Annotated in this window: 16 protein-coding genes, 1 other RNA gene and 1 pseudogene; 6 read left to right on the forward strand and 12 right to left on the reverse strand. The window is 40.7% G+C overall.

All coding sequences use genetic code 11. The annotated features are described in order from the left end of the window. Window positions 1–2 precede the first annotated feature (2 nt). From kdsA to PNEUHYL_RS00180, 8 genes are all read right to left on the reverse strand, one after another. Complete coding sequence (gene kdsA / locus PNEUHYL_RS00145) at window positions 3–857, reverse strand: 3-deoxy-8-phosphooctulonate synthase (RefSeq protein WP_059365254.1); 855 nt, start codon at window positions 855–857, stop codon at window positions 3–5. Between the two features lie 12 nt (window positions 858–869). Next, on the reverse strand, window positions 870–1,673 hold the full coding sequence (locus tag PNEUHYL_RS00150; RefSeq protein WP_059365255.1) for a SirB1 family protein: 804 nt from the start codon (window positions 1,671–1,673) through the stop codon (window positions 870–872). Next, a complete protein-coding gene (prmC, locus tag PNEUHYL_RS00155) occupies window positions 1,673–2,551 on the reverse strand; it encodes a peptide chain release factor N(5)-glutamine methyltransferase (protein WP_059365256.1) in 879 nt (292 codons plus the stop codon). Before prmC ends, PNEUHYL_RS00150 begins: the two co-directional genes overlap by 1 nt. After that, a complete protein-coding gene (locus PNEUHYL_RS00160) occupies window positions 2,551–2,979 on the reverse strand; it encodes an RDD family protein (RefSeq protein WP_059365257.1) in 429 nt (142 codons plus the stop codon). Before PNEUHYL_RS00160 ends, prmC begins: the two co-directional genes overlap by 1 nt. Window positions 2,980–3,029: 50 nt before the next feature. Then, complete coding sequence (prfA, locus tag PNEUHYL_RS00165; protein ID WP_059365258.1) at window positions 3,030–4,112, reverse strand: peptide chain release factor 1; 1,083 nt, start codon at window positions 4,110–4,112, stop codon at window positions 3,030–3,032. Window positions 4,113–4,277: 165 nt separating this feature from the next. After that, window positions 4,278–4,814 (reverse strand): elongation factor P hydroxylase, encoded by a 537-nt coding sequence (locus PNEUHYL_RS00170; RefSeq protein WP_059365259.1) that lies wholly within the window; start codon window positions 4,812–4,814, stop codon window positions 4,278–4,280. Window positions 4,815–4,852: 38 nt separating this feature from the next. Continuing rightward, on the reverse strand, window positions 4,853–5,920 hold the full coding sequence (gene dinB / locus PNEUHYL_RS00175; protein ID WP_059365260.1) for a DNA polymerase IV: 1,068 nt from the start codon (window positions 5,918–5,920) through the stop codon (window positions 4,853–4,855). Window positions 5,921–6,031: 111 nt separating this feature from the next. Then, window positions 6,032–6,526: a hypothetical protein gene (locus PNEUHYL_RS00180; protein WP_059365261.1), complete on the reverse strand. Its 495-nt coding sequence runs from the start codon at window positions 6,524–6,526 to the stop codon at window positions 6,032–6,034. 107 nt (window positions 6,527–6,633) lie between these two features. Here PNEUHYL_RS00180 and ssrA point away from each other — a divergent pair. The 3 genes from ssrA to PNEUHYL_RS00195 all read left to right on the forward strand — a co-directional run bounded on the left by ssrA (window position 6,634) and on the right by PNEUHYL_RS00195 (window position 9,448). Then, window positions 6,634–6,998: a transfer-messenger RNA gene (ssrA, locus tag PNEUHYL_RS00185) on the forward strand. Window positions 6,999–7,332: 334 nt separating this feature from the next. Beyond that, entirely contained in the window at window positions 7,333–8,583 is a 1,251-nt protein-coding gene (locus PNEUHYL_RS00190) for an integrase arm-type DNA-binding domain-containing protein (protein ID WP_059365262.1), read from the forward strand. Between the two features lie 70 nt (window positions 8,584–8,653). Next, a complete protein-coding gene (locus PNEUHYL_RS00195; protein WP_239690318.1) occupies window positions 8,654–9,448 on the forward strand; it encodes a Fic family protein in 795 nt (264 codons plus the stop codon). 348 nt (window positions 9,449–9,796) lie between these two features. Here the strand turns inward: PNEUHYL_RS00195 and PNEUHYL_RS00200 are convergent, their stop codons facing one another. Next, complete coding sequence (locus PNEUHYL_RS00200) at window positions 9,797–10,294, reverse strand: DNA-binding protein (RefSeq protein WP_059365263.1); 498 nt, start codon at window positions 10,292–10,294, stop codon at window positions 9,797–9,799. A 278-nt stretch (window positions 10,295–10,572) separates the two neighbouring features. On the opposite strand from PNEUHYL_RS00200, the gene PNEUHYL_RS13935 reads away from it, so the two are divergent. The 3 genes and pseudogenes from PNEUHYL_RS13935 to eno all read left to right on the forward strand — a co-directional run. Continuing rightward, complete coding sequence (locus tag PNEUHYL_RS13935; RefSeq protein WP_110890483.1) at window positions 10,573–10,644, forward strand: hypothetical protein; 72 nt, start codon at window positions 10,573–10,575, stop codon at window positions 10,642–10,644. Between the two features lie 226 nt (window positions 10,645–10,870). Further along, complete coding sequence (locus PNEUHYL_RS00210; RefSeq protein WP_069029736.1) at window positions 10,871–13,390, forward strand: autotransporter outer membrane beta-barrel domain-containing protein; 2,520 nt, start codon at window positions 10,871–10,873, stop codon at window positions 13,388–13,390. A gap of 146 nt (window positions 13,391–13,536) precedes the next feature. Next, window positions 13,537–13,744 (forward strand): annotated as a pseudogene (gene eno / locus PNEUHYL_RS00215) (phosphopyruvate hydratase); the annotation flags it as partial. A 161-nt stretch (window positions 13,745–13,905) separates the two neighbouring features. Here eno and folC read toward each other — a convergent pair. The 3 genes from folC to truA form a co-directional block, all read right to left on the reverse strand. Further along, on the reverse strand, window positions 13,906–15,210 hold the full coding sequence (folC, locus tag PNEUHYL_RS00220) for a bifunctional tetrahydrofolate synthase/dihydrofolate synthase (RefSeq protein ID WP_059365264.1): 1,305 nt from the start codon (window positions 15,208–15,210) through the stop codon (window positions 13,906–13,908). Between the two features lies 1 nt (window position 15,211). Beyond that, a complete protein-coding gene (gene accD, locus PNEUHYL_RS00225; protein WP_059365265.1) occupies window positions 15,212–16,117 on the reverse strand; it encodes an acetyl-CoA carboxylase, carboxyltransferase subunit beta in 906 nt (301 codons plus the stop codon). A gap of 85 nt (window positions 16,118–16,202) precedes the next feature. Next, complete coding sequence (gene truA / locus PNEUHYL_RS00230) at window positions 16,203–16,997, reverse strand: tRNA pseudouridine(38-40) synthase TruA (RefSeq protein WP_059365266.1); 795 nt, start codon at window positions 16,995–16,997, stop codon at window positions 16,203–16,205. Between the last annotated feature and the right edge of the window lie 139 nt (window positions 16,998–17,136).

Below are 17,136 nucleotides of genomic sequence, written 5' to 3' on the forward strand. Positions count from 1 at the left end.
CATTAAATTGAGGTATCTAATTCAGGGAAAGATTTCACTAAATCATCAATGGTTTTCATTTGTGAGACAAACCCTTCCAACGCTGATAACGGTAAGGCTGACGGACCGTCACATTTGGCTTGATTCGGATTCGGGTGGGCTTCTAAAAATAAACCTGCAATCCCTACCGCCAAACCTGAACGGGCAAGTTCCGTTACTTGCTCACGGCGACCACTGGATGCCGCACCGAACGGATCACGACATTGGAGTGAATGCGTGACATCAAAAATCACAGGGCTACCTTTGGAAACTTTTTTCATGACACTGAAACCAAGCATATCCACAATGAGATTATCATAACCGAAGTTAGTACCGCGATCACAAAGAATCACTTGATCATTGCCGCATTCTTCGATTTTTTCCACAATATTACCCATTTGACCTGGACTTAAAAATTGCGGTTTTTTCACATTAATCACAGCCCCTGTGCGAGCCATCGCTTCCACTAAATCCGTTTGACGGGCTAAAAATGCCGGAAGTTGAATCACATCCACCACATCTGCCACGGGCTGGCATTGGTAAATTTCATGTACATCCGTGATGATTTTTACACCGAACGTTGCTTTCAATTCTTGGAATATTTTTAAACCTTCTTCCATACCCGGCCCGCGGTATGAATGAATAGACGAACGGTTGGCTTTGTCAAAAGAGGCTTTAAATACATAAGGTACCTTGAGTTTTTCGGTAACCTTAACATAGGCTTCGCACACTTGCATCGCCATATCACGACTTTCAAGTACATTCATTCCACCGAAAAGAACAAAAGGCTTGTCGTTTGCAACATCAATATGACCGATTTTTATAATTTTATTTTGCATAAGTTTTCCTTATTAATGAATCGCGTGAGGAGCTTGTTCAAGCTCATTTTTAAGTTCTGAAAGTTGTGTACGAATGAACGTTGAAGTCGGATCTTGCGGGCATTTATCAACAAAATATTTTAAATCTTTCAATGCGGTAGGATATGCCCCCATTTGTGCCAGCACTAAACCGCGGTCGCGGATATTATAGGGATCGTCAGAACGATGAACCAGCGATTCAATGTAGAGAAACGCCATGTCATTATGCTCTTCGCGAATGAGCGCATTTTTGGCAAGCTGTTCAAAGCGAGAAAAAAGCAGTTGGAGATCCGCTCGCGCAAGTTCTTCCGGCTGAATTTGCGCACCGAAACCAAAAGCGCCTTCATAAAGTTGCTGTAATTTTTCTTGAGAAATATAGCTACCGTTCCAAGGATCAACAAATATCACCTTGTCATCAAGTTCCACACGTAAAATAAGCTGCGTTGGAAAATTGACGGGATATATCGGTAAATCCAACGCTTCCGCGAGATACAAGATTATCGCACCGAGGCTTACCGGCATTCCTTCTCGATATTCTAAGATATAAGGCAAATACAGATTTCTTGAACGGAAATAATTATTCGGGTCACAATGAAAGCCCCAATCCCGATAAACCAGCTGCAACAAACGCTGAATGCGCTCTTCTACTGACCAATCCGGTGAAATTTCACGGCGTGCTTTGCGTACTAAAGCCCCCATTTTTCCCCGAATTGCGACCTTTGATTCGCCGTAATTATCAAAAATAATATGATAAAAACTGACAAATTGATCGAACAATGCACGTCTACTATATTTCATCATCTCTTCCAAAAACCGTATGTTACGCGTTCATTGTCGCCATAATCACGCACGGTTGCAATCGCTTGCCAATAATTTTCCGCAAAAATAGACCGCACTTTTTCACCTTGTTGCCAACCGTGTTCCACCAACAGCGCACCGTTATCTTTTAAATAAGTCGGTGCATATTCAATAATATGGAGCAAATCCCCATAGCCTTGCTCGCAAGCAATTAAAGCGGACAGAGGCTCAAAACGCACATCGCCTTGTTTTAAATGTTCATCCTTTTCATCAATGTAGGGAGGATTACTCACAATCAAATCAAACTTCCCTTCTACCTTTTCAAACCATTTACTTTGTAAGAAAACCACATTAAGCCGATTTTTTTCCGCATTGGATTTTGCCAATTCCACCGCATTCGGGATCAAATCCACCCCAATAATTTTTAATTCGGTCTGTTGTTTTTCACAAATCGGTAGTAATTCTGCCGCCAAGGCTAAAGCAATCGCGCCTGTCCCCGTGCCGAGATCCAATATGCCAAAGTGCGGTGGATTTTCTTGCAGTTTTTCCCTCGCAATCTGTAAAGCGGATTCCACTAAAATTTCCGTATCGGGGCGAGGAATCAAGGTATCTTCAGACACATTTAGAGAAAGTGACCAAAATTCTTTTTCACCCAAAATATAGGCGATGGGTTCACCTTTTAAACGACGTGCTAAAAGTGCGGTTAAATTTGTCCGCACTTTTTCATCTATTTCCGTCTCATCAAAAGCCAAAATTTGTGTACGGGATTTATCGGTAGCCTGTTGTAATAAAATCAATGCCTCATTTTTGCCGTTCTCATAAGGATTGGCTTGATCTAAAGCTTCTGAGGCTTGCGCCAGCCATTGTCGATAATTCATTATTTTCCGTCTTGAAATACCACAGAACCAATGACTAAATCGGTTAAAGATCGACGATCATCACGTATAAGCGCGACAATCCCACTGATAATGATCAAAAAACTTGTCCATGCAAGCAATTGATCAATCAGCTCACGACCAATATATTTGCCAAACGCTATCGGCTGTTGGGTGGTATAATCAAACACACGTAGCCCCAGCCAACGTTTTGCAATGGTTTGCCCATAAGTTTTCATAAAATAGATTTGTAAACCTAAATACAGCAAAACTGAAAGCAATCCGGTAAAGTCTCCAAATATAAATCCGATAGTTAATATTACCCATAAAATGGCGCCGTTAATCATACTGGCAAGCCAGCGTTTAAAACGGCTGGCGGGGGTGGTCGATAAAAATTGAAATTCGGTATTTTTGGGGTTTTCAACTAACATGTTATTTCTCTCTAAGCAAAAAAGAGTATCCGAAACGGATACCCTTTGTTTTAGTTATTTTCAGATAATGCCGCCAATTGATCCGCTTGATATTCTGTAATGATCGGTTGGATCAGCTCATCAATCTTTCCGTTCATCACTTCGTCTAAACGATAAATCGTTAAATTGATACGATGATCGGTAACGCGCCCTTGCGGATAGTTGTAAGTACGGATTTTATCCGAACGATCGCCCGATCCCAACAGGTTACGACGCATATCCGTTTGTTCTGCCGCTTGGCGTTCTTGTTCGGCTTGCACAATTCGTGATGCCAATACAGACATCGCTTTGGCTTTATTTTTGTGCTGTGAACGTTCATCTTGACACTCAACGACAATCCCCGTTGGAATGTGGGTAATACGCACCGCAGAATCTGTCGTATTAACGTGCTGACCGCCGGCTCCGGACGAACGATAAGTATCAATACGTAAATCGGCGGGATTAATTTCCGGCATTTCCGATTCAGGTAGTTCCGGCATTACCGCTACCGTACAAGCGGAGGTATGAATACGCCCTTGAGATTCGGTTTTCGGCACACGTTGCACACGGTGTCCGCCGGATTCAAATTTCAACTGACCATACACCGCATCACCGCTAACTTTTACGATGATTTCCTTATATCCGCCCTGTTCACTTTCATTGGCACTTAATATTTCTACACGCCAACGTTTACTTTCCGCATAACGGCTGTACATACGGAATAAATCGCCTGCGAAAATCCCCGCTTCATCACCACCGGTTCCGGCACGAATTTCCAAATAGCAGTTGTATTCATCATTCGGATCTTTTGGTAATAAAAGAATTTGAAGTTGCTGTTCCACTTCTGCAATTTCCGCTTTGGATTCTTCAATTTCCATCTGCGCCATTTCTTTCATTTCCGGATCGTCTAATAATATCTCCGCTTCTTCAATATTTTGGTTCAGTTGTGTCCAGCGGTTAAAACATTTCACCACATCTTCAAGTTGTGCATATTCTTTGGAATAGGCGCGAAATTTATCTTGATCACTAATCACTGAGGCATCACCAAGTAATGCCTCTAACTCTTCATAACGTTCTTTTAAACTTTCAAGTTTTGCAATAATGGAATCTTTCATAAATTGTCTTTAGTTAAACCAGAAATAAAACCGACATATTCTAGCTGATTTTAGGGAAAATTGACAGTATGCAAAGTGCGGTCACAAAAAACAACATTTTTTTGAATGTTGGCTTTGCCAACAGCGGCGAAGCCATAAATATTATGGATAAAACCGACCGCACTTTTAAATACGCGTCACATCAAATTTGCTCAAATCAATACGATCTTCCGTGCCATAAAAATCCGCCAAGGCTTTTCGTAAGGTCTCCGCCCGTTTCGGCAAACCTTTTGTCGCATAACTTTTTACCTGTTCATACACGGCTTGTTTAAAAGGTTGGGTATCACCGGGATTACCATTGAGATTATCGGCACTGGCAAAATAGCGAAAACCGGCGGCAGTTGCCAAAATCCATTCCAGTGCTTGCGGTTTCACTTCGACTTTTTCAAAATCACGCTGACGTGCTTCCGAGCGACCGTCCGGCTCATACCAATAACCGAAATCTTCCAGTTTACGGCGTTCTTTGCCGGCAACTAGCCAATGGGCAATTTCATGCAATGCACTGCTATAGAAACCTCGTGCAAAATAAATGGCGTTATAGGGGACATTTTCATTTGCCGGAATGTAAATTGGTTCTTCTCCCCCTTTCACAAGACGGGTATTATATTCTTGCTCAAAACATTGATTAAAAATGGCGATAATATCTTCTAACTGATGTTCCATAATTCTCTATTACTCAGGCTGTAAAGCTTTGGATTATATCACCAAAGACTCATTTGCTCCTGTTTATTTTCTTCCGGTAATGCCACATTCAATCCGACCAAACGAACTGATTTGCCTTGGCTACGCTGCCAAATTTGTATGAGTAATTGCTGAAAACTTGCCAAGCAAAACGGCAATCCGGTTTTTTCTAATGTGGTAACCTGAAAATCTTCAAATTTCAGTTTCACCCCAATTTTACGAAAAGCCGTCAAAGGGATATTCGGGGCGGCACGTTCAAGGCGGCGAAGAAGTTCAGCATACAAGTTATCCAACAGCGCAATCCCCTGTTCCGACCGTTCGATATTTTCTACAAGGGTACGCTCTACGCCAATAGATTTACGTTCGCGATGGGCTTGTACTTCACGTTCATCAATGCCATGACTAAAATCCCAAATTCGTTTGCCTATTTTGCCAAATTGATTGAGTAATACGGTTTGCTCTAATCTTTGAACATCAGCACAGGTTTCAAGCTTCATTTCTAATAAACGCTGTGATGTGATTTTTCCCACACCGGGAATTTTCTTTAGAGGCAAAGCTTTAACAAATTCCGCTACCTCGTTCGGTTTAATCACAAATTGTCCGTTCGGTTTATTCATATCAGAGGCAATTTTGGCAAGAAATTTAAGAGGTGCAATGCCTGCCGACGCCGTCAGCTTGAGTTCATCAAAAATCGCTTGGCGAATTTCTTGCGCAATCCAAGTGGCGGAACCCGAACATTTTTCGCAATCCGTTACATCCAAATAGGCTTCATCTAAAGAAAGAGGCTCAATAATATCGGTATAACGATGAAAAACTTGATGAATTTGTGCAGAAACCTGTTTGTATAACGACATATTAACCGGCACAAGAATAAGATGAGGACATTTTTTCACTGCCTGTGCGGTAGGCATCGCACTATGTAAACCAAATTTTCGAGCTTCGTAGTTACAGGTTGTCAATACCCCTCGTTGGCGCGAATCGCCACCAACCGCAACAGGTTTTCCCTGTAATAAGGGATTTTCCCGTATTTCCACTGAAGCATAAAAACAATCCATATCAATGTGAATGATTTTGCGCGCTAAAGACATAAAGAAAAGTGCGGTTAAAAAGATGAGGCTTTAGTATAGCGAAAAGCAAAACACTGTTCAACCATACAGTAAAAATAAACCTGCGCATTGGCAGGTTTATATCAGAAAGGGTTATTTACGTTCATGAAGCTCTTTTTTGTCATTAAATCGAATAATACGATCAATCGGATAGACATCAATTCTAGATTGCGGATTGGTAAAAATAGGTCTAAATTTTTCCTCAATTTGGACAAACGGAATTTGTAGATTAATGGTGACTGATTTGCCCGGCATTAAGGTGGATTCCAGCTCAAGCTGCATATTTTGACTATGAACAATCTCACGTTTGCTCACATAAGCACTTATCCATTGAATATTAGAAATAGGCTTATTTCCGGTATTTGTTACCACATATTTAAACATCACCAAAGCTTGGCCATTGTTATCAATCACTAATTGACGATCTTCAACATTGATTGAAACGGCTTGTGAAATAGCCTCTACCTCAGCAACATTCTCTTTTTTGGCTGTTATTTTCGAGGCTGTTTTTGTGGGCGCTGCCAATGTATTCATAGCCAAAAATAGTGATACCATTGAAACAGCAATAAAAGGTTTTAAATTTTTCATTTTATTTTTCCTTTAATAGAAAGTGCTCGAATTCTAACCCAACGCAAAGGATTAATAAATAGGTTCTTTTATTAGGTTCTTTTTTTTGCTACACTTACCGAGTTTTTGGGGCTGATTCTGGATTCGACGGGATTAGCAAAGCCCAAGGTGCACGTCGAGGTGCGGTAGGCCTCGTAAATAAACCGCAAAAAAATAGTCGCAAACGACGAACAATACGCTTTAGCAGCTTAATAACCTGCATTTAGCCTTCGCGCCCCAGCTTCCGCTCGTAAGACGGGGATAACGCGGAGTCAAACCAAAACGAGATCGTGTGGAAGCCGCCGTTTGAGGATCGAAGCATTAAATTGAATCAAACTGGCTTAAGTTTAGCGTGTCTGTCCGCATACTTAAGTAAAATCAAAGATTGACTAAACGTGTAGTACTGAAGGTAGAGTAATTTCGGACGCGGGTTCAACTCCCGCCAGCTCCACCAAATTGAAATCCAAACCAATCCGATAAGAACCGACAAAGCCTTGAAAATACTGACTTCAAGGCTTTTTTTATTGTCCAATGCGAGCCAATGAGATACGATTAAATCCTTGAGTTTTAGTAGTACGTTTAGTAGGATCTTACTACTAAGGCGAAAAAGCGTACTACTAAAAACGCCGTAAGCCTTGTAAATACTGGCTTTATCTTAGTTTTATCGTACTACTAAGAAGTTAACTAAGAAATGACTATTTACGACCAAAGGCGAGCAAGAACCCAATTAATAAAGGGCTTGAGCTTGTTTTGAGGCGTACTACTAAAAAGCCGGTTATCGTACTACTATGGCACGTACTACTAAACCACTTTCAAACACTCAAATAGAAAAAGCAAAGTCGAAAGATAAAGACTATTTGCTATCAGACGGGAAAGGGCTTTATTTATTGATTAAATCCACCGGTGCGAAACGGTGGCGATTTAATTACTACAAGCCTATCACTAAGAAACGCACCGAAATTAGCTTAGGTTCATTTCCTGAACTTCAATTAGCCGAAGTGCGGGCAATCCGTGAAGAATATCGGGCGTTATTGGCTCAAGGCATCGATCCTAAAACCCACCGAGAACAGCAACAGCAGGCACTTATTGAGAAAAACGCCAATACCTATGAATCTATCGCTTGGGCGTGGTTCGAGTATCGAAAAACCAAAAAGAACTTTTCGCTTGATTATCAAAAAGACGTAGAGAGCCTAATCAAACGGAATCTACTCCCCCACTTTGGGCCGTTGCCTATTTCTCAAATTACCGCACCTTTAGCACTGAAAGCCTTTAAGCAATATCAAGACGAGGGCAAGTTAGAGAAACTCAAGCGTACCATTCAAAAGCACAATGAGATAATGACCTACGCCCTACACCGTGACATTATATCGGTGAACCCTACCGCCAATATCTCAAAAGAATTTGATAGTCCCACAGTCGAACATTTCAAAACCATCAAGCCGGAAGATTTGAGCGAGTTTATTTACACCTTAAATCACGCTCAAATTCACTTACAGACCCGTTATTTAATCTTATGGCAACTTTTCACGATGACACGCCCAAATGAGGCGGCAACGGCACGCTATGAGGACATTGACGAAACCACAAGACTATGGACGATTTACATTCAAAAAGGCATTAAAGAAAGCGATAAGGGACGCATTCATAAAATAACCCTGTCACGCCAAACCCTCGCCTTACTGCGAGAAATCAAGAAATTGAGCGGTGGCAAAACCTATCTATTCCCCAGTGTGAAAAATCCCCAAACCCACGTAAACACACAAACCGCAAATGCGGCAATTAAGAGAATGGGCTATGCCGGCAAGTTGGTGGCGCACGGTTTACGCAGCATTGCCAGCACTTACCTTAATGAGCAAGGTTATGACAGCGAATTAATCGAAGTGGCGTTATCACATATGAAATCAGACCGGATAAAAGCGGCTTATGATCGTGGCGAACGATTAGAACAGCGATTCAAGCTGCTACAGGTATGGGGAGATTTTATCGAGGAATGTTCTCAAGGTGCATTACCTAAACATCACTTGCAAATGGTTGTTTAAATCTGAAATAAAGTGCGGTCAAATTTAGCCGCACTTTTTCTTTTGACTGGATATAATAACAGGTTATACTATGCCTATCAGTTCCTTTCGAGTGTTATACTATCCAATGACAAAAAATGCGATACTTTTACAAGAAATAGACGAACTCAACCAAAAGCGGGCAACATTCCCACCTTTAAGCCCTGATGAATTGAACCGTTTGCGTACAGAGTTTTTAATTGAAAGTACCTACAATTCTAATGCAATTGAAGGGAACACTATCACCCTTAGAGAAACGGCACTCATTTTAAATGATGGCGTGACGATTGCAGAGAAACCGATTAGAGAGCATTTAGACATTATCGGTTACAAAGACGCATTAAGTTTTCTTTTTTCGTTGGTGGACGAAAAAGTACCTTTAACCGAACGGGATATTAAAGCGATTCATTCCCTTGTTTTAATGGGTAACGCCGAACACAAGGGGAAATATAGGCAAATTCCGGTGAAAATATTGGGTGCAGAAAATGAACCTACCGTACCGCACTTTATTGCGGAAGAAATGGCTAAATTAATTAATGAATATCAAAACAGATTAAGCCACCAGCACCCGCTAGAAGCGATTGCATGGTTCCATTTAGTTTTTGAAAGCATTCACCCGTTTATAGACGGCAACGGCAGAACGGGGCGATTACTCCTCAATTTTGAGTTAATGAAGTGCAGTTATTTGCCGGTGGATATTAAATTTAAAGACCGTGCAGAATATTATGCTTGTTTTGATGACTATCACCGAACAGGCAAAGCAGGCGAATTGTTAAATCTCATTGCAAATTATGAGAAAAGCGAATTAGTGCATTACATTGAAGTACTAAGCGCAAAACAAGAATAAACCAATTTACACGGCTAGGCGTGGCTTAATTACCCACTCTAAAAGAGAATACTCACCTCACCTTTCCCTCGTTGATTAACTTCTCTTTATAGTAAATTAAGTTCATTCGCGACCGCTGTAACAGAAATAGTGAAATGGGAAAAATTTCCCCTAAGTAGCAATTTAACCGCTAAAAGTGAGAAACAAACACCACGCGTTAAATATATTCAAACGGTGAACAATCTGATCCCGTTCAAAAAATAAAACACCCGCTCTTATCATGGCAGGTGCGATTTCCTGTTATTTTCAGACAAGGGCATTTTTTAAACAAGTCAACGCCCTCAGTGTGGTTTGCCCTAAAACATTAGGCTATTTATGATCCGTCAACGGCGCTAAACGCTCTTTTTGTTCATTTAAAGTCATCTCCGCAAATACTTCGGCAGATGAAAGCAACATTGCCTGCCTATCCTTATTACATAGCCTAAACCAACGTATAAGCCGCTTTTCTGCGTTATCCAGCGTGTCAGGCAAGTTATCCCTCGGTTCTTCCAGCTCCTTAACCTTCTTTTCAAGTGAATTGACGGCTTCCATTATTTTATCAATGGTGTTTTTATTGGTTTTATATTCGCCAGCAGGCTCCTCTATGCTATTTGGGCGACTAAGCGCAAACCCCAACGCCTTTTGCACGCTTTCAGGCATATCGCCGACATAGTATTCATACGTTTTCCCTTTTACACCTGTCCGTTGGCGCTTTTCCCAGCCTTCTCTTTCCGCTTTTTTACTTATTCCTTTGTCCGATTTAGGAAGATCTTCAAATTTTCTCTCTAACAATTCCGTAATAGAGAGCCATTCATCTAAGTTCTTCATAAAAAACCTTATAACGAACTCCTATTCCTTACAGGAAATGAGATCTTAAGTATTTGATATTGTAGAGAAATAAAAAATAGTTAAAATTTTTTGAAAAGAACTATTGAGTTCGTTAAAAAATAATAGTATAGTTCTTTTCAGTTACTCACAAGATTAACTTTTAAAACTAAATGCAAGTGGCAAGGATAACACATAATGAAAGGAGTAAAAAGGGAATGCACCGCGCCTACATTATCGCTGCGATATGAGAGAAAGGCTGCACGCTAACCCAATTCTCCATTGATTCAGGGTTACATTCTAGAACATTAGCGAATACCTTAACGCGAAAATACCAAAAAGATGAAAAATGATTGCTGATTTTCTTGGTATTTCTCCTCAAGAGGTAGGTCGTGTCGTGTCGTGTCGTCCCGTTACCAATTTCCTAAGGAATACTTATGGATAATTGGTTTTCTATTACCGAATTAATCAGGCTTACAAGCTTACCAAATAGTGATGTTTATTAATCGCAATGAATTAGCAAATAAAGCGAATTTCATCGCAGGGTTAATAAATATTTACCTAAGGATACCAATATAAATGAAAAAACATTCTAAAATTTATACCGCACTTGTGTTAAGTGGTGCAATGTTTGGTGCTAATAGTGCTTTTTCTGCAAGTTGTTCTCATCCAAATTTATCACAATCAGAAGATGGTTCTGGCACCATTACAATTAGCAGAGTTTCGCATGATCAAATTTTAAATTGCAAATTAACAGCGGGATTTGTTAATAACATAATCATTATTGATAGTAATGATGTATTAATGCAAGACAGCAAAATAACTACAGAAGGGTATACTTTGCTCACGGTAGCCGAAAGTCAATTCACCATGTTAAATAGCACGCTTATATCAAGTGGTGATAATGAGACCCTAGCAATTAGTTATGATTCATCAACTATAAATATTAAAGATAGCGAGTTAATTAGTAAGGGAAACGGACTACTTGCCGGTATTACTATTTCATCTTCAAAACTTGATATGCAGGATAGCCGTTTAACGACACACGGGAATGGAGATGACAGTGTACATTATTATTCTCCTTTGCGTGCAAATGTACATGCATTAGCAATAGCTGAGGTAGATGCCACGCTCGGAAATGTAACGCTATCCGCACTAGGGGAAAATTCTATTTTATTTTCTACTGAGGGTAGTTCCGTTATCGGGAACAATGTTACTGCCAGTGTGAAAGGAAAAAATAGTTATCTTTTCCTTAACGAGCAGTCAAGAACAAGCTCAAGTACAATTTCGTTAACCGATTCAACGCTTTCTTCAGACAGTTATGGTTTTCTTGGGTCAGAAATATACTTTGGTCTTAGTGATTTCCATCCCACTCTTAATTTATTATTGAATAACAGCAGTCTCACAGTAGAAAAAGATCTGATTAAATTGAGAGAGTCTTCGCGATATATTGATGACGACGAAAGATGGGGTTTTACCAATAGCACGAGCCACTTTATTTTCAAACTAACCAATAATTCAACATTATCAGGCGGAAATTTTACCTCTTCCGATCAACTGATTAGCCGATTTGAATTAGCCGATTCCACTTGGAAGGTTACAAAACCGGTAACAATAACCGATTTAACCCTTAGCCAAGGGGAGGTGAATCTGACTAAAGCAGATGGATTCCAAACCTTCACTATTCTCGGCAACCTCTCCGGCACAGGTTCGTTTTCCCTTAACACCAATATTGCCGACCAACAAGGCGATAAAATTATTGTTAAAGGCTCCGACAGCGGGAACTTTGGCTTAAAAATTGCCGATAGCGGCAATGAACCAAACACACCGGACGGGCGGCTAACCTTAGTTGAAACGCAAACCGGTAACGCACAATTTAAACTACAAGATCGTGATTATGTAGATGCCGGCGCATATCGTTACCGTTTATTAAAAGAGGGAACAAATTGGGTATTATCAAATAAACAAGGGGAACCAAGTATCACCACGCCAACCCAACCCGTTCCCCCTGTTCAACCGATCGAACCGAATACACCGAATATCCCAACGGAAACGGTAAAACCAATCGAACCGAATACGCTGAATACCCCGACGGAAACAGCGAAACCGATCGAACCGAATACACCCAATACCCCAACGGAAACGGCGAAACCGATCGAACCGAATACACCCAATACCCCAACGGAAACGGTAACAACACCGCCTAATCCGTCTGTTACAACACCGACACAGCGAATGCTCAGCGAGCGTACTAACGCCTTTGTTTCACTCCGCCAAGCGCAGTTATTACACGTGGAACAAAGTTTAACCGGCATTCACCAACGTTTAGGCGAATTAAAAGACGGTAAAGCAGGCAATGTTTGGGTGCGACATATAAACACACGGAATAAATTAGGCGAATTAAACGTCTCGGATACCAGTCGTTCCTCAGGCTTTAAACAGGATTACCACAGTCTGCAAATTGGAGCGGATACGGCATTGAGCGAAAACTTCCGCCTTGGTGGATTTATCGGCTCTGCACGTTCTAATATTGACTTTAATGGCGAATACAGTTCGGGCAAAATCCATTCCCAACAATTCGGTCTGTATGGCACATTAATGTTAAACAACGGCTTTTACTGGGATAATCTCTACAAATATGAACGTTTAAAAACCGAATCGGTAAGCACAGGCAAACAGCAATACCATGCCAATACCCTTTCTACCGAAATCGGGCGGATTTACCGCTTGGCAGACTGGACGATTACCCCGCAATTACAAGCCGCGTGGACAAAAATTTCCGGCAAAAATAATGTGGAAAATCTGACCGCACTTTACGGGCGTATCGGGTTGCGCATAGGAAAAGCCATGACTGTAAACAATTGGACGATTCAACCTTATGCCGAAATAAATGGCGTAACAGGCAAAAACAGCGCCGGTTATGTTCACGTCAATCAGCACAAATTTGAAATCGAAAATGCCAAAGGACGATTAGAAACCGCATTGGGAATTAACGCCGCAACAGGCAATCACCGTTTTGGTATCGAAGCCAAAACAACCAACGGTAAGCATTTAGCTCAGCCATTTACCGTTCAGGCAGTTTATCGTTACCAATGGTAATCAAATTTACTGAAAAATAACCCAAAAACCGACCGCACTTTCACCGAAACAAAAAGTGCGGTCGGTTTTTATGGTGTTTTAGTCTTTTATTCGGTTGCAGATTCTTTACCCCGTCGATTTCGCTTAAGGTAGGGAAATTTTTTAACGTATTGGGCGACAAGGTTTAATTAGTAAGCGATGATTTATTCGTAACCAATACGAAGCTCCTAAACAGAAGGGAACGAGAAAGGTATCGCTAACTCAATCTTAATCACATTCAATCAGATCGATTCATTAACAGAAATTTTGACAACGATCAAAATGGTAAAAGATGCTGATTATACTTCGGTCATTTCTCATCGTTCAGTCGAAACCTGATCTAGCAGTAGGTCAAATCAAACCGGTTCAATGAGCAGTTCAGACTGGGTAGCGATTAATCCTTAAAGACGCGCAAGCGTTCTAGCAAAATTACTCACTTTAAACACAAATTTTTATTGTAAAAATTTGTAAAGATAAAAGTGATAATCCCCCTGCCATTATTCTACTTCCTGCCAAAATTCTGCTACCGTATGAAATGATCCAAACACTAAAATAATGTCATTTTTAACCGCACTTTTTAACGCAATCTGTACAGCATTCATCACTGAATTTTGTGATTTTGCTTTGACATCAGGGAAAAACTCGGTGAGTTTTAACTGCAACTCTTCCCCTGTTTGCCCTCGATAGCCCCCTAAAGTCGCACAATGCCATTCATCTACAACGGGAACAAGATGAGTAAAAACGCCTTGAGCATCTTTATCTTTTAACATTCCGCATACGGCAATTAATTTACCTTGTTTTTGCGTTTTAAGTGCGGTCAATTTTTCACTCAAATATGCCGCTGCATGAGGATTATGCCCAACATCAACGATCACCGTTGGTAAATTATCGACTTTTTGATCAAATAAATTTGCCAGTTTTTCACACTGCTTTTCCTTGATGGTTTGAAAACGTCCGACTAATTCAACGCTTTGCAATGCCTCTCGAAGCGTGCTTTCCTGAATATCAAACGGTAACTGTTCAACCACCGCTAAGGCGGTGGCGGCATTCATTAATGGGATTTGACAAAACGGTAAATTTTCTAACCGCACTTTTCGGCTTTGCCATTGCCAACTCTTTGAATTGATTTGAAATGACCAATCCAGTTCACGGCGTGATACCTGACAGTCTAAATGGGCGGCTTGTTCCAACATTGTATTGGGTACATTTGGCTCTCCAATCACAGCCGAACAGTTTTGACGGAAAATACCGGCTTTTTCAAACGCGATTGCTTCCCTTGTGTTCCCTAAAAAATCCGTATGATCAATATCAATGCTGGTAATCACCGCTAAATTGCTATCCACAATATTGGTTGCGTCTAAACGTCCGCCTAAACCCACTTCTAAAATTACGACATCAAGCTGGTGTTGTTTAAACAAATGCAAAGCAGAAAGGGTGCTGAATTCAAAATAGGTCAATGATTCCGTTTTATTTTCTTCAATAAAAGCAAAGGAAGCGGTATGCGCTTCACCCGGTAAATCTTGATTTTGAATACGTACACGTTCGTTATAACGTAATAAATGGGGAGAGGAATATACGCCGACACGCAAACCATGCCGAAGCAAAATAGTTTCTAATAAACGGCAGGTTGTTCCTTTGCCATTGGTTCCCCCAACGGTGATCACATAAGGTGCAGGGTGTAAAAGATCCAGTTTTTCTGCGACAGATTTAATTCGTTCTAAGCCAAGATCGATGGCTTTAAAATGGCTATTTTCTAAATAAGAAAGCCACTCAGCGAGTGGCGAAGTGGCTTTTAAATTCATATTATTCTTCATGTGTTTCAATGTTATCTTCAATTAATTCAGGTTCGGCAAAGGGTGAAGGTCGATTTGTTAATTTACTTAATACACTGGCTAGGGTATAACGCATATCACCACGTTTTACAATCATATCAATCGCCCCTTTTTCTAATAAAAACTCGCTACGCTGAAAACCTTCCGGTAATTTTTCACGAACGGTTTGTTCTATCACCCTTGGGCCGGCAAAACCAATTAAGGCTTTCGGTTCGGCAATGTTTAGATCACCTAGCATTGCGAAACTGGCAGATACGCCGCCTAAAGTCGGATCGGTTAAAACCGAAATAAAAGGCACACCCTTTTCACGCATTTTGGCGAGCACCGCACTGGTTTTTGCCATTTGCATTAATGAGAATAATGCCTCTTGCATACGAGCCCCACCACTGGCGGAAAAACACACAAACGGACAGTTTAATTCCATAGCTTTTTCAGCTGCTTTTACAAACTTAGCGCCTACAACAGAGCCCATTGAGCCGCCCATAAAAGCAAAGTTTGAGGCAGCCACGACAATCGGTATATTATAAAGTGTTCCTGTCATGGTAATGAGCGCATCTTTTTCACCGGTTTCTTTTTGAGCTGCACTGATACGATCTTTATATTTCTTTAAATCTTTAAATCTTAAAATATCTTTTGGCTCTAAGTCCGCTGCAATTTCTTGGCTTGAATCTTCATCCAATAAACGTAAAAGACGTTCACGCGCATCAATACGCATATGATGACCACACTTCGGGCATACATAAAGGTTACGTTTTAATTCTTCACTATAAAGTACCTGTTCACAGGAGGTACATTTTGTCCAAACGCCTTCAGGCACGTTAGACTTACGTGCTGAAGAAGAAGGGCTTTTATTAAAAATTCGGTCAATCCAGCTCATTATTTTTTACCTATTTATCCACTAGAAAATCCAGCGTATTAAACCATAATTCGGCGAACCTTGCTAGTCAGACAAGCGCATCAAACTAAGTCAATTCATCTTCAAGGAAAAGCGGGCCTAATTTTTGTTGTGGAAGCGCAAATTTTTCAGGATAAATCACATTCACTAAATAAAGTCCTTCCGGTTTTGCTGTTGGTGCGGCAAGTTTGCGATCACGCTGTTCAAGTAACCATTTAAGCCACTCAACCGGCTGATTTCCTGCACCGACTTCAATTAAACTCCCGACAATGTTTCTAACCATGTGGTGTACAAACGCATTGGCTTGAATATCAACAATAATATATTCGCCTTTTTGTACAACATTCAGATGATGCACATTTCGCCACGGTGTATTTGATTGGCATTGTGCCGCACGGAAAGAAGAAAAATCATGTTCACCTAATAAAAATTGCCCTGCTTGATGCATTTTTTCCGCATCTAATTCCAAATGGCAATGGGTAATGCCGGCGGGTAAAATAGCGGAGCGTAATTTATTACAATATAGAAGGTAACGATAACGACGTGCAGTAGCAGAAAAACGGGCATGAAATTCATCATCCACGACTTTTGCCCATTTCACCGCTATATCATCAGGCAGGTTTGCATTTGTACCAAACGCCCAAGCCTTTTCAGGGCGGACCGCATCCGTTTCAAAATGCACAACCTGCCCTGTACCATGCACACCGGAATCCGTTCTTCCCGCACAAAATATGTCAATTTTTTCATTTGCCACAAAAGACAGCGCATTTTCCAATGTTTCCTGTACCGAACGCACTTTTTCTTGTCGCTGCCAACCAAAATAATATTGGCCGTTATACTCAATTCCTAAGGCAATTTTCATTTCTACCTCATTTTTCATCAAAATTAAAAATTATGTACGTTTGAAATCAATGTGTTCAATTTTAATTTCACCAAATTACTTTAATAGTACCAATGAAGAAAAAAATTCATTACTTCCGAAATCAACTATATGTCTAAAC

It is taken from the genome of Rodentibacter caecimuris (assembly GCF_001019715.1).
Taxonomy (GTDB): domain Bacteria; phylum Pseudomonadota; class Gammaproteobacteria; order Enterobacterales; family Pasteurellaceae; genus Rodentibacter; species Rodentibacter caecimuris.

Excerpts from the sequence above, each read along its gene's own strand:
- PNEUHYL_RS00210 (WP_069029736.1), top strand. The coding sequence starts at position 10,871 with ATGAAAAAACATTCTAAAATTTATACCGCACTTGTGTTAAGTGGTGCA.
- PNEUHYL_RS00160 (WP_059365257.1), bottom strand. The coding sequence starts at position 2,979 with ATGTTAGTTGAAAACCCCAAAAATACCGAATTTCAATTTTTATCGACC.
- PNEUHYL_RS00180 (WP_059365261.1), bottom strand. The coding sequence starts at position 6,526 with ATGAAAAATTTAAAACCTTTTATTGCTGTTTCAATGGTATCACTATTT.
- PNEUHYL_RS00195 (WP_239690318.1), top strand. The coding sequence starts at position 8,654 with ATGCCTATCAGTTCCTTTCGAGTGTTATACTATCCAATGACAAAAAAT.
- PNEUHYL_RS00200 (WP_059365263.1), bottom strand. The coding sequence starts at position 10,294 with ATGAAGAACTTAGATGAATGGCTCTCTATTACGGAATTGTTAGAGAGA.
- PNEUHYL_RS00190 (WP_059365262.1), top strand. The coding sequence starts at position 7,333 with ATGGCACGTACTACTAAACCACTTTCAAACACTCAAATAGAAAAAGCA.
- PNEUHYL_RS00170 (WP_059365259.1), bottom strand. The coding sequence starts at position 4,814 with ATGGAACATCAGTTAGAAGATATTATCGCCATTTTTAATCAATGTTTT.
- truA (WP_059365266.1), bottom strand. The coding sequence starts at position 16,997 with ATGAAAATTGCCTTAGGAATTGAGTATAACGGCCAATATTATTTTGGT.
- kdsA (WP_059365254.1), bottom strand. The coding sequence starts at position 857 with ATGCAAAATAAAATTATAAAAATCGGTCATATTGATGTTGCAAACGAC.
- accD (WP_059365265.1), bottom strand. The coding sequence starts at position 16,117 with ATGAGCTGGATTGACCGAATTTTTAATAAAAGCCCTTCTTCTTCAGCA.
- PNEUHYL_RS00150 (WP_059365255.1), bottom strand. The coding sequence starts at position 1,673 with ATGAAATATAGTAGACGTGCATTGTTCGATCAATTTGTCAGTTTTTAT.
- dinB (WP_059365260.1), bottom strand. The coding sequence starts at position 5,920 with ATGTCTTTAGCGCGCAAAATCATTCACATTGATATGGATTGTTTTTAT.
- prmC (WP_059365256.1), bottom strand. The coding sequence starts at position 2,551 with ATGAATTATCGACAATGGCTGGCGCAAGCCTCAGAAGCTTTAGATCAA.
- folC (WP_059365264.1), bottom strand. The coding sequence starts at position 15,210 with ATGAATTTAAAAGCCACTTCGCCACTCGCTGAGTGGCTTTCTTATTTA.
- prfA (WP_059365258.1), bottom strand. The coding sequence starts at position 4,112 with ATGAAAGATTCCATTATTGCAAAACTTGAAAGTTTAAAAGAACGTTAT.